Source organism: Pseudophaeobacter sp. A-200-2, assembly GCF_041008815.1.
In the GTDB taxonomy this organism is placed as follows: domain Bacteria; phylum Pseudomonadota; class Alphaproteobacteria; order Rhodobacterales; family Rhodobacteraceae; genus Phycobacter; species Phycobacter gallaeciensis_A.
The window spans coordinates 371,673-388,696 of record NZ_JAXGFU010000001.1 but is presented as its reverse complement, the minus strand read 5'-3'; the positions used below and the strand labels follow the sequence as shown (position 1 = coordinate 388,696).

Here is a 17,024-nt window from a genome sequence, read left to right as displayed (position 1 = left end):
GAATGGCAGCACAGGACTTTCAGACATATGACCAGCAATGCCCCGGTGATCTGGTGGATCCGGCGCGATCTGCGCCTTGCGGATAACCCGGCCCTGACGGCGGCCGTGAACAGCGGCGCGCCTGTCATCCCGCTTTATATTCTGGATGCGCAGGACAAGGCGCTGGGCGCGGCGCCGAAATTCCGTCTTGGCCTTGGGCTGGAGAAACTCGCCGAAACGCTGTCCGCGCGCGGCAGTCGGCTGATTTTCCGTCGCGGCGATGCGCAAGAGGTTCTGCGGCAGGTGATTGATGAGACCGGGGCAGGGAGCGTCGTCTGGTCGCGGCTTTATGATCCCGAGGCCATCGCGCGGGATACAGCGATCAAGGAGGATCTGAAGGCCTCCGGGATCGCTGTACAATCCCAAGGCGGGCGGCTGCTGTTTGAACCCTGGACGGTCGAGACCAAGGCAGGGGGCATGTTCAAGGTTTACACCCCGTTCTGGAAAGCCGTTCGCGATCGCCAGCCCGCCGATTTGCTGCCCGAGCCGGGCACGCTGCCCGCGCCGGAGAGCTGGCCGGACAGCGATGCGGTGGCGGATTGGCAGATGGGCGCGGCGATGCGGCGCGGCGCCGATATCGTGCGTGCGCACTGCAATGTGGGAGAGCAAGCGGCACTGGACCGTCTGGACGGGTTCCTCGAAGAGGCCGTCGCTCGCTACAAGGACCGCCGCGATTACCCGGCCGAGGATGCAACCTCGAACCTGTCGGAAAACCTCGCCTGGGGTGAGATCAGCCCGCACCGGATGTGGCATCTGGGCCAGCGCGCGATGGCAGGCAGCGGGAAAGGCGCGGAACATTTCCTGAAAGAGGTGGTCTGGCGCGAGTTTGCCTACCACCTGATGTATCACAGCCCGCAGATCCTGACGGAAAACTGGCGGCCAGAATGGGACGGTTTTGGCTGGTCCAGCGAGATCACCCCGGATGTGGAGGCCTGGCAGCGGGGGCAGACCGGGTATGACTTTGTCGATGCCGCGATGCGGGAGATGTATGTCACCGGCAGGATGCACAACAGATCGCGCATGATCGTGGCAAGTTTCCTGACCAAACATCTGATGGTGCATTGGAAGGTCGGGATGGACTGGTTTGCGGATTGTCTGGTGGACTGGGATCCGGCCGCCAATGCGATGGGCTGGCAATGGACCGCGGGCTCTGGCCCGGATGCGGCGCCGTTCTTCCGCATCTACAATCCGGAAGGCCAGATCGACAAGTTCGATGCAGATCGCCGTTATATCCGCCGATGGATGGCCGAAGGTCAGCGCACACCGCCGCAAAGCGCCACCAGCTTTTTTGATGCGGCGCCGCTCAGCTGGGGCCTGTCCCCGGACCAGATGCGCGCCCGGCCCCTGATCGATCTGAAAGCGGGGCGGGAGCGTGCCTTGGAGGCTTATGGGCAGCACCGTAGCGCCGGACAGAAAGCAGGCTGAGTGACGCCGGGCAGGGTAGCTTTGTTGCCCAGTTGCGCATGGTGGCAGAACTTGTTCCCGGCACTCTTGTCTGCGAGGCGGGAACCGGCGAAATTGCTGATCAATGCAGGATGCGGTGGCCGTTTGGGGGCGACCGCCACAACAGGAACGGAACCCGCCGGGATGCCAAACGGAGCACGACTGATCGCAGCCCTGTCGATGGCGCTGCTTGCCTTTGTTGTTTCGGGCATGATCATGCCCCTGATGCCCGAGGGTACCGATTTTGGCTATTTCACCTATGTGAACATGGCCATCGGGGTTGTCTGTGGCTGGATCCTGATGGGGCGGCGGGCTGGTCATGGTCTGGTGCCCGCCATCAACAACGGGATCACCGGCATGGCGGTGATGGTGTTCTGGGGGCTGTTCGTGCAGGGCGTCTGGGAGATGTTCCGGCTGGCCATGCGGCACCGGTTTGACGGGCCGTTCGAGGCGCTGACTGCGATCTTCACTATTTCGCTGGATTATTTCTTTGTCATGGCGGTGCCGCATGTCCTGCTGGCGCTGGTGATCGGCGGGGTTCTGGCCGGGCTCGCCACCGAGAATGCTCACAACCGCTGGCGCTGACTGACAATTTTCACTTCATAACGGGAGCGCCTTGTGGCTGATCTCTTTTTATACGGCACGCTGCGCTATGTGCCGCTGCTGGAATGCGTTCTGGGACGCAGCGCCGAAAGTCTTGATGCGCGGCAGGCGCAGCTTGCCGATCACGCAGTGCGGCAGGTCAGGGACCAGCCCTTTCCCGCCATCGAGGCCTGCGAAGGCGCCTCTGCGCCGGGGCTGCTGCTGCGCGGTGTGACGCAGCAGGATCTCGACGCGCTCAATTTCTATGAAGGCGGTTTCGATTATGCGCTGAAACAGGTGGAGGTGCGCCTGGAGGGGGGAGAGCCTGCGCATGCAGAGGTATATTTCCCAGCGCCCGGTATGTGGGATACCACTGAGCTCTGGGATTTGGACGGCTGGATTGCAGACTGGGGCGCGCTGTCACTGCGCGCTGCCGAGGAGGTCATGGACCTGCGCGGTTGCAAATCGGCTGAGGAGATCGCCCGGATCTTCCCCTCGATCCGCCGCCGCGCCGCGTCCTGGTTGGAGGCGCAGGCCCGGCCAGAGGATCCGGCCCACGATCTGGCGCGGGATGTGCGGGTGCACGGCCACAAACGTGCCTATGTGAATTTCTTCGCCATGGAAGAGATGGACCTCCAGTTCCGCCGCTACGATGGCAGCTTCAGCCCGGTGGTGAACCGGGGAGTGGCGCTGGTTGGACGGGCGGCGGTGGTTCTGCCCTATGATCCGGTCCGCGATCAGGTGCTGCTGATCGAGCAGTTCCGCGCCGCGACCTATATTGCCGGAGAAAAACGCCCCTGGATGTGGGAGCCGGTGGCGGGTCTGATCGACCCCGGTGAAACGCCGGAAGAAACCGCTCGGCGCGAAGCACAGGAAGAGGCGGGCGTAGCCGTCACCCAGCTGGAGCGCGTGGCCGAGGTCTATCCCTCAAGCGGCGCTTCAGGTGAATTCATTCACATTTTTGTGGGGCTTGCCGATCTTGATGCGGTCGAAGGTGGCGGCGGGCTGGCCAGTGAACACGAGGACATCCGCAGTAAAGTCATTTCGTTCTCTGAATTTATCGATGCGGTGGACAGGAATACCTATCAGGACATGCCTTTGGTAACGGCAGCGCTGTGGCTGGCCCGGCACCGGGACAGGCTTCGCGCGCACATCGGTTGAGCGGGGCACAGTTGTGGCTTCGCGCCTTGTGATCGGAGGGGCGGTTGGCTAAGTCTGTAGAGAAAGATCGAAAGGGATACTATGCGCATTGCACGTGATCTGGCCGATGCAATCGGCCATACGCCACTGATCCGGCTGAACCGCGTCAGCGACGAAACCGGCTGTGAAATTCTGGGCAAGGCGGAGTTCATGAACCCCGGCCAGTCGGTCAAGGACCGTGCGGCGCTCTATATTATCCGCGACGCCATCGCACGCGGCGAGCTGAAGCCGGGCGGCACCATTGTTGAAGGCACCGCGGGCAACACCGGGATCGGTCTGGCGCTGGTGGGGGCCTCGATGGGATTCAAGACCGTCATCGTGATTCCCGAAACCCAGTCCGAAGAGAAAAAGGACATGCTGCGCCTTGCGGGTGCGCAACTGGTGCAGGTTCCGGCGGCGCCCTATCGCAACCCGAACAACTTCGTGCGCTATTCCGAGCGTCTGGCCAAGGAACTGGCCAAGACCGAACCCAATGGTGCGATCTGGGCCAATCAGTTCGACAATGTCGCCAACCGTCAGGCCCATGTGGAAACCACCGGCCCCGAGATCTGGCAGCAGACCGACGGCAAGGTCGATGGTTTCATCTGCGCTGTCGGCTCGGGTGGTACGCTGGCCGGCGTCGCCGAGGCGCTGCAGCCCAAGGGCGTGAAGATCGGTCTTGCCGATCCGATGGGCGCCGGGCTTTACAGCTATTACACCACCGGTGAAATCGCGATGGAGGGCTCCTCCATTGCCGAAGGCATCGGTCAGGTACGCATCACCAAGAACCTTGAAGGCTTCACACCGGATTTCAACTATCAGGTCCCGGACGAAGAAGCGCTGCCGTTTGTCTTTGATCTTCTGCATAACGAAGGTCTGGTGCTCGGCGGTTCGTCGGCGATCAACATCGCGGGCGCCGTACGCATGGCCAAGGAAATGGGACCGGGCAAAACCATCGTTACGGTGCTGTGTGATTATGGCACGCGCTATCAGTCGAAACTTTTCAACCCCGATTTCCTGCGTGAGAAAAGCCTGCCGGTGCCGGACTGGATGACTCACGCTCCTGCCTCCATCCCGGGTGTATTCGAGGACGTATGAAACGCATAGCTGACTTGCTGCGCATTTTGGGGGCTGGGCTGATCCTGTTGATCGGCCTGGCCCTTCCGCTGTCTGCACAGAGCACGGAAGAGATCCGGGCCATGTCTGCCGAATGGCAGAAAACCGCGACGCGTGCGGAACAGGTTATTGATGCCAACCGGGCGTCCAACGCTGCGCTGGAACAGCTGCGAAGCGAATTGGCCAGATTCCGGCAGACCTTTCTGTCTTCAGGCACCGACAACGCTGACCGGATCCGCACGTTGGAAGGGCAGCTCGAGGCGCTTGGCCCGCCCCCGGCAGAGGGGGAAACCGAGGCCGAGGATATCGCCCAGTTGCGGGCAAGCCTCCGAGATCAGCTGAATGCCTTGCGGGTCCCACGGGTGGTTTCTGAAGAGGCTTACAGCCGCGCCGACGGCTTGATTGCAGAGATCGACAAGATCATTCGCGAACGGCGCACCAAACGGTTGCTGGAACGGGGGCCGTCGCCTCTGAACCCGCAATACTGGCCCGAGGCAGCGGCCGATCTGTCCGATGCCGGAATGGCGGTGTGGCATGAAACCGCTTTCCAATTGGGCAATGACACCACGCGGGAGCGGATCAGCAACAACCTGCCGGCGATTTTGCTGCTGCTGCTGTTGTCCGGGCTGCTCCTCTTACGGGGACGTCCTTGGGCACGGGCTGCGGGCAGCCATTTGCGCCAATATGGCGGCGGTGGCACCGGCGTTTGGAGTTTCGTGGTCTCCTTGCTGGAAGTTCTGCTGCCGTTCGGTGGCATCCTGTTGCTGACCGCTGCAATTGATCTGTCCGGTCTTCTCGGGCTGCGCGGTTCGTTGCTGACGGATTACGTGCCGGTCTGGGCCTTCTTGCTGTTGTCCTTCCATTGGTTGGGCGAACAGGTCTTCAAGCCGCGCGACGGCAGCAGTCTGATCCCGGTTGCCGACAACCGGCACCAGCAGGCCCGGTTGATGCTGGATCTTCTGGCGGTGTTGCTGGTGCTGAAGGATGCGCTGATCCGTTTTGAGCAGATCGAAAGGATCTCGGTCGAGGCCCATGCGGTGCTGGGCTTCCCGCTGATCGTCTTTGCGGCGCTTGTGATGTTGCGGGTACAGCGGCTAACGGCCATCTCCGAGACGTCCGAGACCCAGCAGAGCGAGGACGACGACACAGGAGCGCCAGCTGTTTCAAATGTCGGGCGGATACGGTCCGTCGTGCGACGTGGCGCCTATACCTTGGGGATCGTGTCGCCGCTGGTGGCTGCAGTCGGCTATACCAGTGCGGCCGAGGCGCTGATTTATCCGGCAATCTCCACGCTTGCGATCCTCGCGGCAATGCTGGTGCTGCAACGCTTCATTGGCGATGTTTACGGCTGGCTTAGCGGCAAGGGGCAGACCGCGCAGGATTCGCTGTTCACGGTGATCTCTGGCTTCCTGCTGGTGACGCTGTCGTTGCCGATTTTGGCCATCGTCTGGGGGGCCCGCGTTGCCGATCTGACGGAGCTGTGGTCTCGGTTCCTTGCGGGCTTTTCGATTGGCGATACGCGGATTTCTCCGACGGCTTTCCTTAGCTTTGCAATCGTATTCGCCGCCGGGTATGCGCTGACCCGGCTGGTGCAGGGTAGCCTGCGCAATTCTCTGCTGCCAAAGACCAAGATCGATCCGGGTGGCCAGAATGCCATTGTTTCGGGGCTTGGCTATGCGGGGATATTCATCTCCGCTGTGGTGGCGATTTCCCTGGCCGGACTGGACCTGTCTTCGCTGGCGATTGTTGCCGGTGCCCTGTCTGTCGGGATCGGTTTCGGCCTTCAGACCATCGTGTCGAATTTCGTATCGGGCATCATCCTGCTGATCGAACGCCCGATCTCCAAAGGCGACTGGATCGAGGTTGGCGGGTTGATGGGCTACGTGCGGGATATCTCGGTGCGCTCCACCCGGATTGAGACCTTTGACCGCTCTGATGTGATCATCCCGAACTCTGACCTGATCACCGGGACTGTGACCAACTATACGCGTGGCAACACGGTAGGTCGCGTGATCGTGCCGGTCGGGGTGGCCTATGGCACGGACCTGCGCAAGGTTGAGAGTATCCTGATGGAGATTGCCAAGGCCAATCCGCTGGTTCTGATGAACCCGGCACCCAGTGTGATCTTCCAGGGCTTTGGTGCTGACAGTCTCGATTTTGAAATCCGCGCGATTCTGCGGGATGTGAATTGGGTGCTCTCAGTCAAATCCGAGATGAACTACGAGATCGCCCGCCGGTTCCACGAGGAAGGCATCGAGATCCCGTTCTCGCAGCGCGATATCTGGATCCGCAACCCCGAGGCTCTCGCGACATCGCAGTCTTCCGGTCCGGCTGCCCCTCGTTCGGCGGTCGACGACCCGGTTAAACCCGATCTTCAGGATCTCGACCCCGATCAAGCCGACGGAGAGGATTGAGCGGGCGCGCCTGACGTGCCCGTAAAACCTTGCGCGATGCGGCGTCGCGGGCGGCGGCGAATAGTTGATTCGTTAAGATTGCCGCGGCTGTTTGTTTCGTACGTAGCAACATTGGCGCTTGTTTCTTGTGATTGCCTCAAACTGGGTGATTATCCGAGAAATTGGCCCGGCACGGCTGCTCGGATGTTTGGCGCTTCAAACAGGCAGAAATTGCAATGAGCAGAGAAACAGAAGGCCGGGTATTGAGTGAATTTTGCACACAATAAGGGTGGTAAGTGCCGGATTGTTTCGAATGCGCGTTGCAAGTTAAGCTCTTGCCGTCGTTGATATACTTCAGCTTGGAAACAGTTTTTCAACGTTACAAACTTAAAGAGGGCGCGTTTCTTTCAGTTTCTACAAATCGTTTAAATTTTCTTTCGATTTTTTCCTTTGTTGGTTTCAGGGCCTGGGGTAGTTTCGATTGAGCCCATCTGGGGGGCTGTTTTTGAGTACGCCGAAATTCGGCACTGGGGTTCTGTTCGCTCTGGTATTTGCTGTCGTCTGCCTGGCAGTGAGTGTGTCGTTGAATGTGCATTGTTGACCTGCACGCCTTTCGGGCTGTGCGGAATACGGCGGCGGTAGAATAGGCCGCATCCCCCTACATGATCGGGTATTGGCGATGTCGGCAGATCTGTGCGGCATGGTTATTTGGTATTCGGTCGCTCCGGCGTCCAGAGTTTCTGGTGCGAGCGCGTGCCGAAGAGGAGAATGTGATGGCTGAGAATTTCGACAACCCGTATTCGGCAAATCTGATTGGTTTGTGGGACTTCCGCGAGGATTACACGGAAGACGACACCGGTCTGGGCGATGGCATTGCTCAGGATGGGACGGGGTCTCCCTCCACCACCTACGCTGGCGGCTGGATGCTCGGAAATGGCAGCAACACGCAATTCTCTGTCGATGGCAGCAATGATGGCCCCTTCGATCTGACCGAAGGCACCCTTATCAGCACCTTCCAGCCGAATGAGGTCCCGGCCTCTGACTCCCAAACCGTTGTCAGCCGCGGTCTGGAAACGTCGGGCGATGCCGATGGCGAGAATGTCGAAATCCGGGTCACCGCCGATGGGTCGGTCGAGGTCGCGCATGCCGATAGCGGCGCCTCCGTGCTGCTGACGACGGACCCGGGCTTTTTCACCTATGGCGATGTGCTGACCGTGAAATACAGCTGGACCGATGGGGGCCAGACGATGGTGGTGGAAAACACCACTCAAGGTACGGTTGCCACCGCCGGGGATGATGTGGCTGGACTGTCTCTGGATGTTACCGCTGACGGCGATGACAGTTTCTCCATCGGCGCCGCCGGGGACGGGTCTGCGTCCTTTAACGGTCTGATTGATTATGTGGCCGTGCTGGATGAAGACGTGATCGCCGGTGAGTTGGACGGGATTGTAGAAGGTGGAGCCACGGACGACCTGATCGACACGGCCTATACCGGTGATCCAGAAGGCGACCGGATCGACGCCGGTGATGCGATTAACCCGGCAGATGGCCCGGATGACGATCTGGTCAACGCCGCAGCCGGGGATGACACCGTTGAAGCGGGCGCCGGGGACGACACCGTGCATGGTGGCTCTGGGGCAGACAGCCTTAGCGGGGGCGCAGGCGATGACGTGCTGGAGGGTGACACCGATGCGCCGGGCGCCGGTCCCGGCAGCCGCGAGGTGTTCCAGTGGGATCTGGCTCCGGACCCGGATGACGGTGGAGCCGTTGATCCGCAGGACGATCTGAGCGGCGGCTTTTCGCAGGATACAGGTTCGGTCACCGTGGACTTCTCCGTGCTGTCTCAGACCTCGGGTTCTGAGACGCTATTCAGCGACACCACGCAGTTTGTTGGCAATATCGACACCGATGGCAGTGCTGCCGATGCCAACAGTGGCATGGCGTCTGAACTGGACGGCGACGGTAACAACGCGGCCTATCGGCTCGACTTTTCTGACCCGGTTGGAAATGTTTCCTTCCGTATCAACGATATCGATGGCGATGGCTCGGTACAGGTCAGCGCATTTGACGCCGATGGAAACCCGGTAATCGTCAATCTCTCGGGCGGACCGGCGCTGACTTTGTCGGATGCGGATGCCGTACCGGGCGATGACAGCGCCGAGGTCAAGGTTGACGGCACCTATGCCAGCGATTTCGACCCGGACATTTCCCTATTGGTGACGATACCGGGGCCGGTATCTTCGATCGTGATCAGCCACACGCAGGATGGACATGACAACAGTGGCATCGACGTCTCCGACGTCTATTTCGATGCCACCGATCCCACCGCGCCGATCGTGCCGGGAAATGACACCATTGATGGCGGCGACGGTGATGATGTGATCATCGGCAATGGCGGGGACGACAGCCTGACCGGCGGTGACGGGTCTGACAGCGTCGATGGCGGCGACGGGGATGATGTCATCGACACCTCTGGCAACGAGCCGACACCGCTGCCGGATCGCGGTTTCCCGGGCTACACCGGCACCACGCCGAACATTCCGCCGATCCCGGCGGACAGCGATCCCTATGATGACATGGATACCGTTGCGGGTGGCGCAGGCAATGACACCATCACCACTGGTGATGACGCCGACCTGATCTCCGGTGGCGCCGGTGATGACAGCATCGATGGTGGCATTGACGACGATACGGTCGATGGCGGCGCCGACAACGATATGATCATCGGCGGTGAGGGCTCTGACGTTCTGCTGGGGGGCGATGGGGACGATATCCTTTATGGCGGTCTTGATCCGGCCTTCCCGGATGGGTTCAACATCATGGACGATGGCGCTGATGGGCGCCCTGTTGATCCTGATCCGACCAATGGCATGGACACCATCGAAGGCGGTGCTGGCAACGATCTGATCTATGGCCAGGACGACGACGATGTCATTTCCGGTGGTGAAGGCGACGACACCATTGATGCGGGTATCGATGACGACGAGGTGACCGGCGGCACTGGCAATGACGTGATCACCGGCGGCCATGGGGCCGACACGCTGAGTGGCGGCGCCGACCGCGACTTGTTCATCGGTGCATCCGATGGCGATGTGGTCGATGGTGGTTCCACTGGCGATGATTATGACACGCTGGATCTGACCGGTCAGAACTTTGAAATCACCAGCCGCACGCTGGACGCCGATGGCAACAGCTATTCGGGCACCATCAACCTGCTGGATGGCGCGGACTCCGTGATTGGATCCATGACCTACAGCGAGATCGAGCGGATCATTCCCTGTTTCACGCCGGGCACCCTGATCGCGACCCCTGATGGGGAGCGCAAGGTCGAGGATCTGCAGGCGGGGGACCGGGTGATCACCCGTGACAACGGCATTCAGGAAATCCGCTGGATCGGAGCCCGTAGCCTGACCGAAGCCGAACTGAAGGACGCCGCGCATCTGCAACCGGTGTTGATCCGTCAGGGTGCGCTTGGCAATGGTCTGCCGGAGCGCGACATGATGGTCAGTCCGAACCACCGGGTACTGGTCGCCAACGACAAAACGGCGCTTTATTTCGAGGACCGCGAGGTTCTGGTCGCGGCGAAGCATCTGACCGGCCTTGAAGGGGTGGACGTGGTGGAAACCACTGCGGTGACCTACATCCACTTCATGTTCGACCAGCACGAGGTGGTTCTGTCGGATGGTGCCTGGACCGAAAGTTTCCAGCCCGGTGATCTGACCCTGCGTGGTCTGGATGGGGATCAGCGCAACGAGGTGCTGGAACTGTTCCCCGAATTGCAGACTGTCGAGGGCCGCGAGGCCTACACGTCAGCGCGCCGGTCGTTGAAGAAACACGAAGCGCGGCTGCTGGTTCACTGAACGGTCCGTCCGTAGCGCCGGGGGGAAGCTGCGGAAGAGGACCCGTGAACCATTGCTGACCGAGGCTTCGGGGGAGGGGCAGGGCCGCTGGGTCCTGCCTTTCTTGTTGTCAGGTGGTCTTTCGGATTGGGGTAGGCGTCCGAGGGTAGGCCTTCAAACCCGCGCGGCACGCCAGGCGGCCCAGGCTTCGGGCGTGTCCAGATCCGTTATCGCATGGCGGGCGGGCAGGGCGATGTATTGTACCTTGTCCTGCTTCAGCAGCACACGGGCGCCCTGATCGCCGGTGATCGCCTCAAGATCCGCAAAACAGCGTTTGGGGAAGAGTACCGGATGCCCGGACTGGCCGTCCTCGGCAGTGGCACGCAGGATCGGGCCATCGCCGCCATGGAAATGCGCTGCCATGTGCATCAGGTCCTGAGTTTCCAGCTCGGGCATGTCTGCAGGCACGATCATCACGCCTTCGGTCGTCTCCGGCAGGGCGGTAACCCCGCACCGGATCGAGGCAGCCATGCCTTCATCAGCGTCCGGTACTGGTATGGGCGTCGCTGTGCCGGTCAGACCGGTGCGCGGGTGTGCTTCATTCGGGACGGTGACATAAACCGGCAATCCGGTCAGCGCAGCGCGGCGGCACATCAGAGCGAGCAGGGGCTGGCCTTCCACATCTTCGCTCAGCTTGTCGCGCCCCGCCATACGGGACGACGCGCCTGCCGCAAGCAGAAGGATAGCAATGTTGGACATGGAACGTTCCCCCGTGGCTGCTCTGTCACCTGCCAGCCGTTTGGGGATCTTGTGGGCATTGTGCTCATAAAGCCAGAGATTTCTGGCGCCTGCGTCACCCCCGCCCGGGAACAGGCGGAGGCGAAATGCGTTTCAGATCACTGGTCAGCCGCGCATGCGGGCGCCGTCGGCGTCGAACAGCGGCGTGGTGATCAGGCGGGCCTTGTGCATCTTGCCGAGAATTTCGATCTCGGCCTCCAGCCCTTCGGCCACCTTGTCGGTCGGTACGAACCCTTGTGCGATGGATTTCCCGGCGTGATGCGAATAGCCGCCCGAGGTGCAGAATCCGACAACCGTGCCATCCAGCCAGATCGGTTCATAGGCGGTGACGTCGGCGTCATCCGCATCAACCTCAAAGGCGCAGAGCTTGCGCGCAGGACCCGCATCGCGTTCTGCCTCGGCAGCCGCGCGGCCAATGAAATCCACGTCCTTCTTGAAGGAGATGAAACGGTCCAGACCTGTTTCGGCGGCGGTGTAATCTGGGGAGAATTCCCGCAGCCAAGCGCCAAAGAATTTGTCCAGCCGCAGCGACATCATCGCCCGCATGCCAAAGGGCTTCATGCCATGGGGCTGGCCTGCCTCCCACAACACATTCCACAGGGCACGCTGGCTGGGCAGATCGCAGTAGATCTCATAGCCGAGGTCACCTGTATAGCTGACCCGCTGCACCACGCAGTCTGCCATGCCGACGCTCATCCGGCGCACGTCCAGGAATTTCATGTCGGAAATATCCTGTCGCGTGCAGGTCTGCAGCACCTCGCGCGCCTTGGGGCCGGCGATCTGGAAGCCATTAACCCGGTCCGAGATATTCTCGACGTGAACACCGTCCTGTGCGTTCTGCTGGAACCAGCGCATATGATAGGCCTGCGCGCCATAAGAAGCGGTCAGCTGGTAGGTTTCCTGATCGAGGCAGGAGATGGTGAAATCACCGATCAGACGTCCCTTGTGCGACAGCATCGGCGTCAGGCTGATCCGGCCCGGCTGCGGCACCCGGCCGGCCATGATACGGTCCAGCCAGGCGCGGGCATTGGGGCCGGTGACCCGGTATTTGCCGAAGTTATGCACCTCGTTGATCCCAACCGCTTCGCGCACGGCCTTGACCTCACGCGCCGTGGCGTCAAAGGCGTTGGAGCGGCGGAAAGAGGGCGTCTCATAGCGCGGCTCACCCTCTGCGGCGAAGTAGTTCACCACTTCCATGCCGTATTGCTGGCCCCAGACCGCGCCCATCTTGTCGAAGATATCGTACATCGGCGTGGTGCGGAAAGGACGCGCGGCGGGCAGTTCCTCGTTCGGGTAGGAGACGGAGAACCGGGTCTGGTAGTTTTCGATCACCTTGGGGCGGGTATAGCCCGGCGTGATCCAGTCGCCGTAACGGGCACAGTCCATGGCAAAGGTATCGCGTTCGCATTCACCTTCGACCATCCATTGCGCCAGCATCAGGCCAACACCGCCACCTTGGGAGAAGCCAGCCATGACGGCGCAGGCGGACCAGTAGTTGCGCATGCCGGGAACCGGGCCGACCAGCGGGTTGCCGTCGGGGGCAAAGGTGAAGGGACCGTGGATCACCGATTTCACCCCGGCGCGCTCCAGCGCGGGGAAGCGGCGATAGGCAAAGGCGATGCTGTCCTCGATCTTGTCGAAATTGTCGGGCAGCAGCTCGTGGCCAAAGTTCCACGGCGTGCCATCCACCGCCCAGGGTTTGCAGGGTTGTTCATAGAAACCGATGCAAAGGCCGCGGCCCTCCTGGCGCAGGTAGCTTTCACCAGCCGGGTCCATGACGTGGGGGTGCTCGCCGCCTGCGTCGATAATAGCTGCAATCTCAGGCACTTCGTCGGTGACGATATATTGGTGCTCCATCGGGTGCAGCGGGAAATAAACCCCGGCCATCGCGCCCACTTCGCGCGCCCAAAGTCCGCCTGCGTTGACGACGTGTTCGGCGTGGATGGTGCCCTTTTCGGTGACCACGTCCCAGGTGCCGTCGGGGCGCTGGTTGGTCTCGATTACCTTGCAGTGGGTTTCGATGGTGGCGCCGCCCATGCGCGCTGCCTTGGCGTAGGCGTGGGTGGTGCCCGAGGGATCAAGGTGCCCGTCGAGCGGATCGTAAAGCGCGCCAAGGATGCCGTCGGTATTGGTGACCTCCGACAGTTTCTTCACTTCTTCGGGGCCGATGATGTCGGTCTCAAGCCCCATGAAGCGGTGCTTGGCCCGCTCGGCCTTCAGCATGTCAAAGCGTTCCTGGTTATCAGCCAGGGTAATACCGCCGACGTGGTGCAAGCCACAGGACATGCCGGTGATCTCTTCCAGCTCGCGGTAGAGTTTGATGGTATAGCCCTGAAGCGCCGCCATATTGGTGTCGCCATTGAGCGTGTGAAAGCCGCCTGCCGCGTGCCACGTCGAACCCGAGGTCAGCTCGGACCGTTCGACCAGCATGACGTCGGACCAGCCCAGTTTGGTCAGATGATAAAGGACCGAACAGCCGACGACTCCGCCGCCGATGACTGCCACGCGCGTTGTGGTCTTCATGATTGTGCTCCCTGGCGTTCTGCGTTTCGGCCATTCTGGACAGAAGTGAACAGTAATCCAGTGAAAAAGCGACATCTCATGTCGCTGGCAGATCGGAGGAGAGGGGAACTGTCAGTCTTCGCTGCGGAAACGGCTGTTCTGGATGATGACAATGGCGATCAGCGGCGCGACCAGCGTCAGTACAGCGACGGTGATCAGCAATGGCCCGAGCTGAGTGTAATCGGCGGCAGTCACGACGGTGCCATCGGCATCTGTGACCTCACGCGTGACCACGAAGATCTGGTTGAGGTACTTGGTGCCAAGGCTGGAAGCCGAAAGCGCCAGATTGGTGAAGGAGGCCATCACCGCAAAGAAGGTCGCCTTCAGCCCCGAGGGCGCGTTGCGGGCAATCCAGGCCAGCATCGGGATCATCGATACCTGTCCCAGCGGCGATTCCACTGCGGTGTCCACCAGTGCGATGAATCGCGCGTCCACCACGCCGCCGGTCATCGCCGAGGTCCATTCATGTACGCCGTAGTAAAGCGCCAGATTCGGCAGGCTGAGCAGGGCTTCGCTGCAGGTCAGGAAAATCACGATCCATGCGATTGTGTGATTGGCCATCATCGGCCGCAGGACGATCATCCCCACCAGTGTCAGCAGCGAGGCGATCAGCGACAGAACCGAAAAGAACTGCGGGTCAAAGCCAAGAACGTCGATTTCAAACCAACTGGCCCCTGGACCGCTCAGCGGTTTGGCCCGGTAGACGAAGATGATGATGGCGGTGCCGATCAGGGCACGGGCCTGGGCCGGTGTCAGTACCGCGATCAACTGGCGCATCAGCAGCAGCACGATAAGCATCGACCCGGCAAAGATAATCTCCTGCCCATAGGTGAGATCGCTGAGACCGACGCTGAGCGACAGCGCCACAAAGGCACCGCCGCCGATGAAATACCACCAGTTCACATCCACCGGATCGCGCGGCGGATCGAGCCGAGCGCGGATCTCGGCCTGTGGCAGTCCGGCGCGGCGCAGATCGGCAGTCCTGCGCAAGCGCTGCACAAGGGCAAGCGCGACCCCGGACAGTGACAGCACCGGCACCAGCAGCGCCAGTGTATAGACATGGGCGTAAAGCGCGCCCTTTTCGGCTTGTGGCAGGGCTTCGGCGCCTTCGAACAAGAGAACGTTCAGCGCGGCCGCCGCGCTGGAGCCGCCGATCAGGGCGATACGGCCCAGGGTTTGCATGGTTGTGTGCAGTGCGCGGGTTTCTTCTTCGGCTAGCAACGTGCCGTCGGTATCCCGGTGCGGAACCGCCTCGACAGACATGGCATCGGCGACCACGTCCTGCAGCACAAAACCGCAGGGCGCCAGAATGATTGCGGTTACATACCAGGCATTGACCGGCATGATCGCCTGCATAACCTCGGGCAGGGTCAACAATGCCACGATGATCCCATAGCTTGACGCCATCAGCGCCGCACCCAGAAGGATCAGCAGGTATTTCCAGCGCCAGATCAGATCCACCAGATGCCCGATCGGCATTTTCAGCGCCCAGGGAATACCCACCCAAAAGCTGAGCCCGGCGAGGAAGGCCGCGGGCAAGTCCAGATATTCCTTGACGTAAAAGGCCCCGGCAACCGAGGTGATGCCCTGCGCCCCATAGGCGAAATAGATCAGCAGAGGCGGCAGGAACGACCAGCGCATCTGCCGGGACAGATCCACGAAGATACTGTCGATCCACCGCCACGCCCGGGTCATGGGCTGCGTCCGGTCCGGGAGGCGGGGCTATCGCCTCCGTTTCTGCGCTGGCTCTGGGTCATGTCAGCGGGCGCACCTTCAGATCGGTGATCCGGTTGCCTTCACGGCCAGTCACCTCGAACCGGAAGCCATGGAAGGAAAACACCTGTCCGACGGTGGGGATCATCTGGGCCTCATGGATCACAAGACCGGCGATGGTGTTCGCCTCATCATCGGGCAGGTTCCATTCGGTGGCGCGGTTGAGATCGCGAATAGTCGTGGCGCCCTCCACGAGGAAATTGCCGTCCTGGGTCTTCTTGGCAAGGGATTGCTCCGCCGGGTCGAATTCATCGGTGATCTCGCCGACGATTTCCTCAAGGATGTCCTCAAGCGTGATGAGACCTTGCAAGGCACCATATTCGTCCACCACCAGGGCGAAATGACTGCGCATGCGCAGGAACTGGCGCATCTGGTCGTCCAGCGTGGTGGTTTCCGGTACAAAGTAGGGCGGTTTCGCGACCGAGGTGATCTGGAAGTTGCGCAACGCCGCGGCATCGCCATCCGGCCCTCCGATCTGGGCATACATATCGCGCAGCAGATCCTTGGCATGGACAACGCCGATGATGTTTTCCTGCTCATCCTTGAACACCGGCAGACGGGTATGGGGTGAGGTCAGGCATTGCTCCAGAATGACCTCTGGGTCGGAATTGGCGTCGATCATCTCGATATGGGAACGGTGCAGCATGATCTCTTCGACAAAGCGGTCGGACAGATCCAGCGCGCCGAGGATACGGTCCCGGTCCTCTTTTTCCACGACGCCTTCGGAATGGCCCAGTTGCAGGGCGCCTGCGATCTCTTCGCGCACTGCCATGATGTGGCTGTCCGGGTCGATCTGAACTCCGAAGAGGCGCAGCACGCCGCGCACCAGCAGCCGCACTGCACCGACGACCGGCGCCAGTATGGTCACCAGAAAGCCAATCACCGGGGCTACGGCAGATGCGGCCTTTTCGGCGTTGGAAATCGCATATGTCTTGGGCAGAACCTCGGCAAAGATCAGAACCAGCAGAGTCATGACCAGGGTCGCCAGCGCAACGCCGCCTTCGCCGAATGCGCGGGTGAAAAGCGCTGTCGCCAGTGAGGTCGCCAGGATATTGACGAGGTTGTTGCCCAGCAGAACCGAGCCGATCAGCCGCTCGCTGTCCTCGGTTACGACCAAGGCGCTGCGGGCGCCGCGTGCGCCCTTGTCGGCCTGGGTGCGCAGCTTCCCGCGCGAGGCGGCGGTCAGGGCTGTTTCGGAGCCAGAGAAGAAGGCCGAAAGAACGAGCAGCAGAGCAATGGATCCGGCGCTAAGCCAGAATGCGCTGTCCAGAGTGGTCGGATCGGTTTCCATGTCGGGTCC

10 protein-coding genes are annotated in these 17,024 nt (G+C 61.3%); 6 read left to right on the top strand and 4 right to left on the bottom strand.

What is annotated here, in order from left to right; genetic code table 11:
- Positions 1–27: 27 nt before the first annotated feature.
- The 6 genes from SM766_RS01745 (at position 28) to SM766_RS01720 (ending at position 10,612) form a co-directional block, all read left to right on the top strand.
- Positions 28–1,464 carry a cryptochrome/photolyase family protein gene (locus tag SM766_RS01745; RefSeq protein ID WP_368946690.1) on the top strand — a complete coding sequence of 479 codons (1,437 nt, stop codon included), beginning with the start codon at positions 28–30 and terminating at the stop codon, positions 1,462–1,464.
- Between the two features lie 162 nt (positions 1,465–1,626).
- Positions 1,627–2,067, top strand: coding sequence for a TrgA family protein (locus SM766_RS01740; RefSeq protein WP_065273832.1), 441 nt, complete (start codon positions 1,627–1,629; stop codon positions 2,065–2,067).
- Between the two features lie 33 nt (positions 2,068–2,100).
- Entirely contained in the window at positions 2,101–3,225 is a 1,125-nt protein-coding gene (locus SM766_RS01735; RefSeq protein ID WP_368946689.1) for an NUDIX domain-containing protein, read from the top strand.
- An 81-nt stretch (positions 3,226–3,306) separates the two neighbouring features.
- The gene (locus tag SM766_RS01730; protein WP_065273405.1) at positions 3,307–4,341 is read left to right on the top strand and encodes a cysteine synthase A; all 1,035 of its coding nucleotides are present in this window, start codon (positions 3,307–3,309) and stop codon (positions 4,339–4,341) included.
- The gene (locus SM766_RS01725) at positions 4,338–6,773 is read left to right on the top strand and encodes a DUF3772 domain-containing protein (protein WP_368946688.1); all 2,436 of its coding nucleotides are present in this window, start codon (positions 4,338–4,340) and stop codon (positions 6,771–6,773) included. Before SM766_RS01730 ends, SM766_RS01725 begins: the two co-directional genes overlap by 4 nt.
- A gap of 752 nt (positions 6,774–7,525) precedes the next feature.
- Entirely contained in the window at positions 7,526–10,612 is a 3,087-nt protein-coding gene (locus tag SM766_RS01720; protein WP_368946687.1) for a Hint domain-containing protein, read from the top strand.
- Between the two features lie 153 nt (positions 10,613–10,765).
- Here SM766_RS01720 and SM766_RS01715 read toward each other — a convergent pair whose 3' ends face one another.
- From SM766_RS01715 to SM766_RS01700, 4 genes are all read right to left on the bottom strand, one after another.
- Entirely contained in the window at positions 10,766–11,350 is a 585-nt protein-coding gene (locus tag SM766_RS01715; protein ID WP_368946686.1) for a nucleotidyltransferase family protein, read from the bottom strand.
- A gap of 144 nt (positions 11,351–11,494) precedes the next feature.
- Positions 11,495–13,912, bottom strand: a complete 2,418-nt coding sequence (locus SM766_RS01710; protein ID WP_368946685.1) for a GcvT family protein — start codon at positions 13,910–13,912, stop codon at positions 11,495–11,497.
- A gap of 111 nt (positions 13,913–14,023) precedes the next feature.
- The gene (locus SM766_RS01705; protein ID WP_368946684.1) at positions 14,024–15,646 is read right to left on the bottom strand and encodes an MFS transporter; all 1,623 of its coding nucleotides are present in this window, start codon (positions 15,644–15,646) and stop codon (positions 14,024–14,026) included.
- 58 nt (positions 15,647–15,704) lie between these two features.
- Positions 15,705–17,015, bottom strand: a complete 1,311-nt coding sequence (locus tag SM766_RS01700; RefSeq protein WP_368946683.1) for an HlyC/CorC family transporter — start codon at positions 17,013–17,015, stop codon at positions 15,705–15,707.
- Positions 17,016–17,024 lie beyond the last annotated feature (9 nt).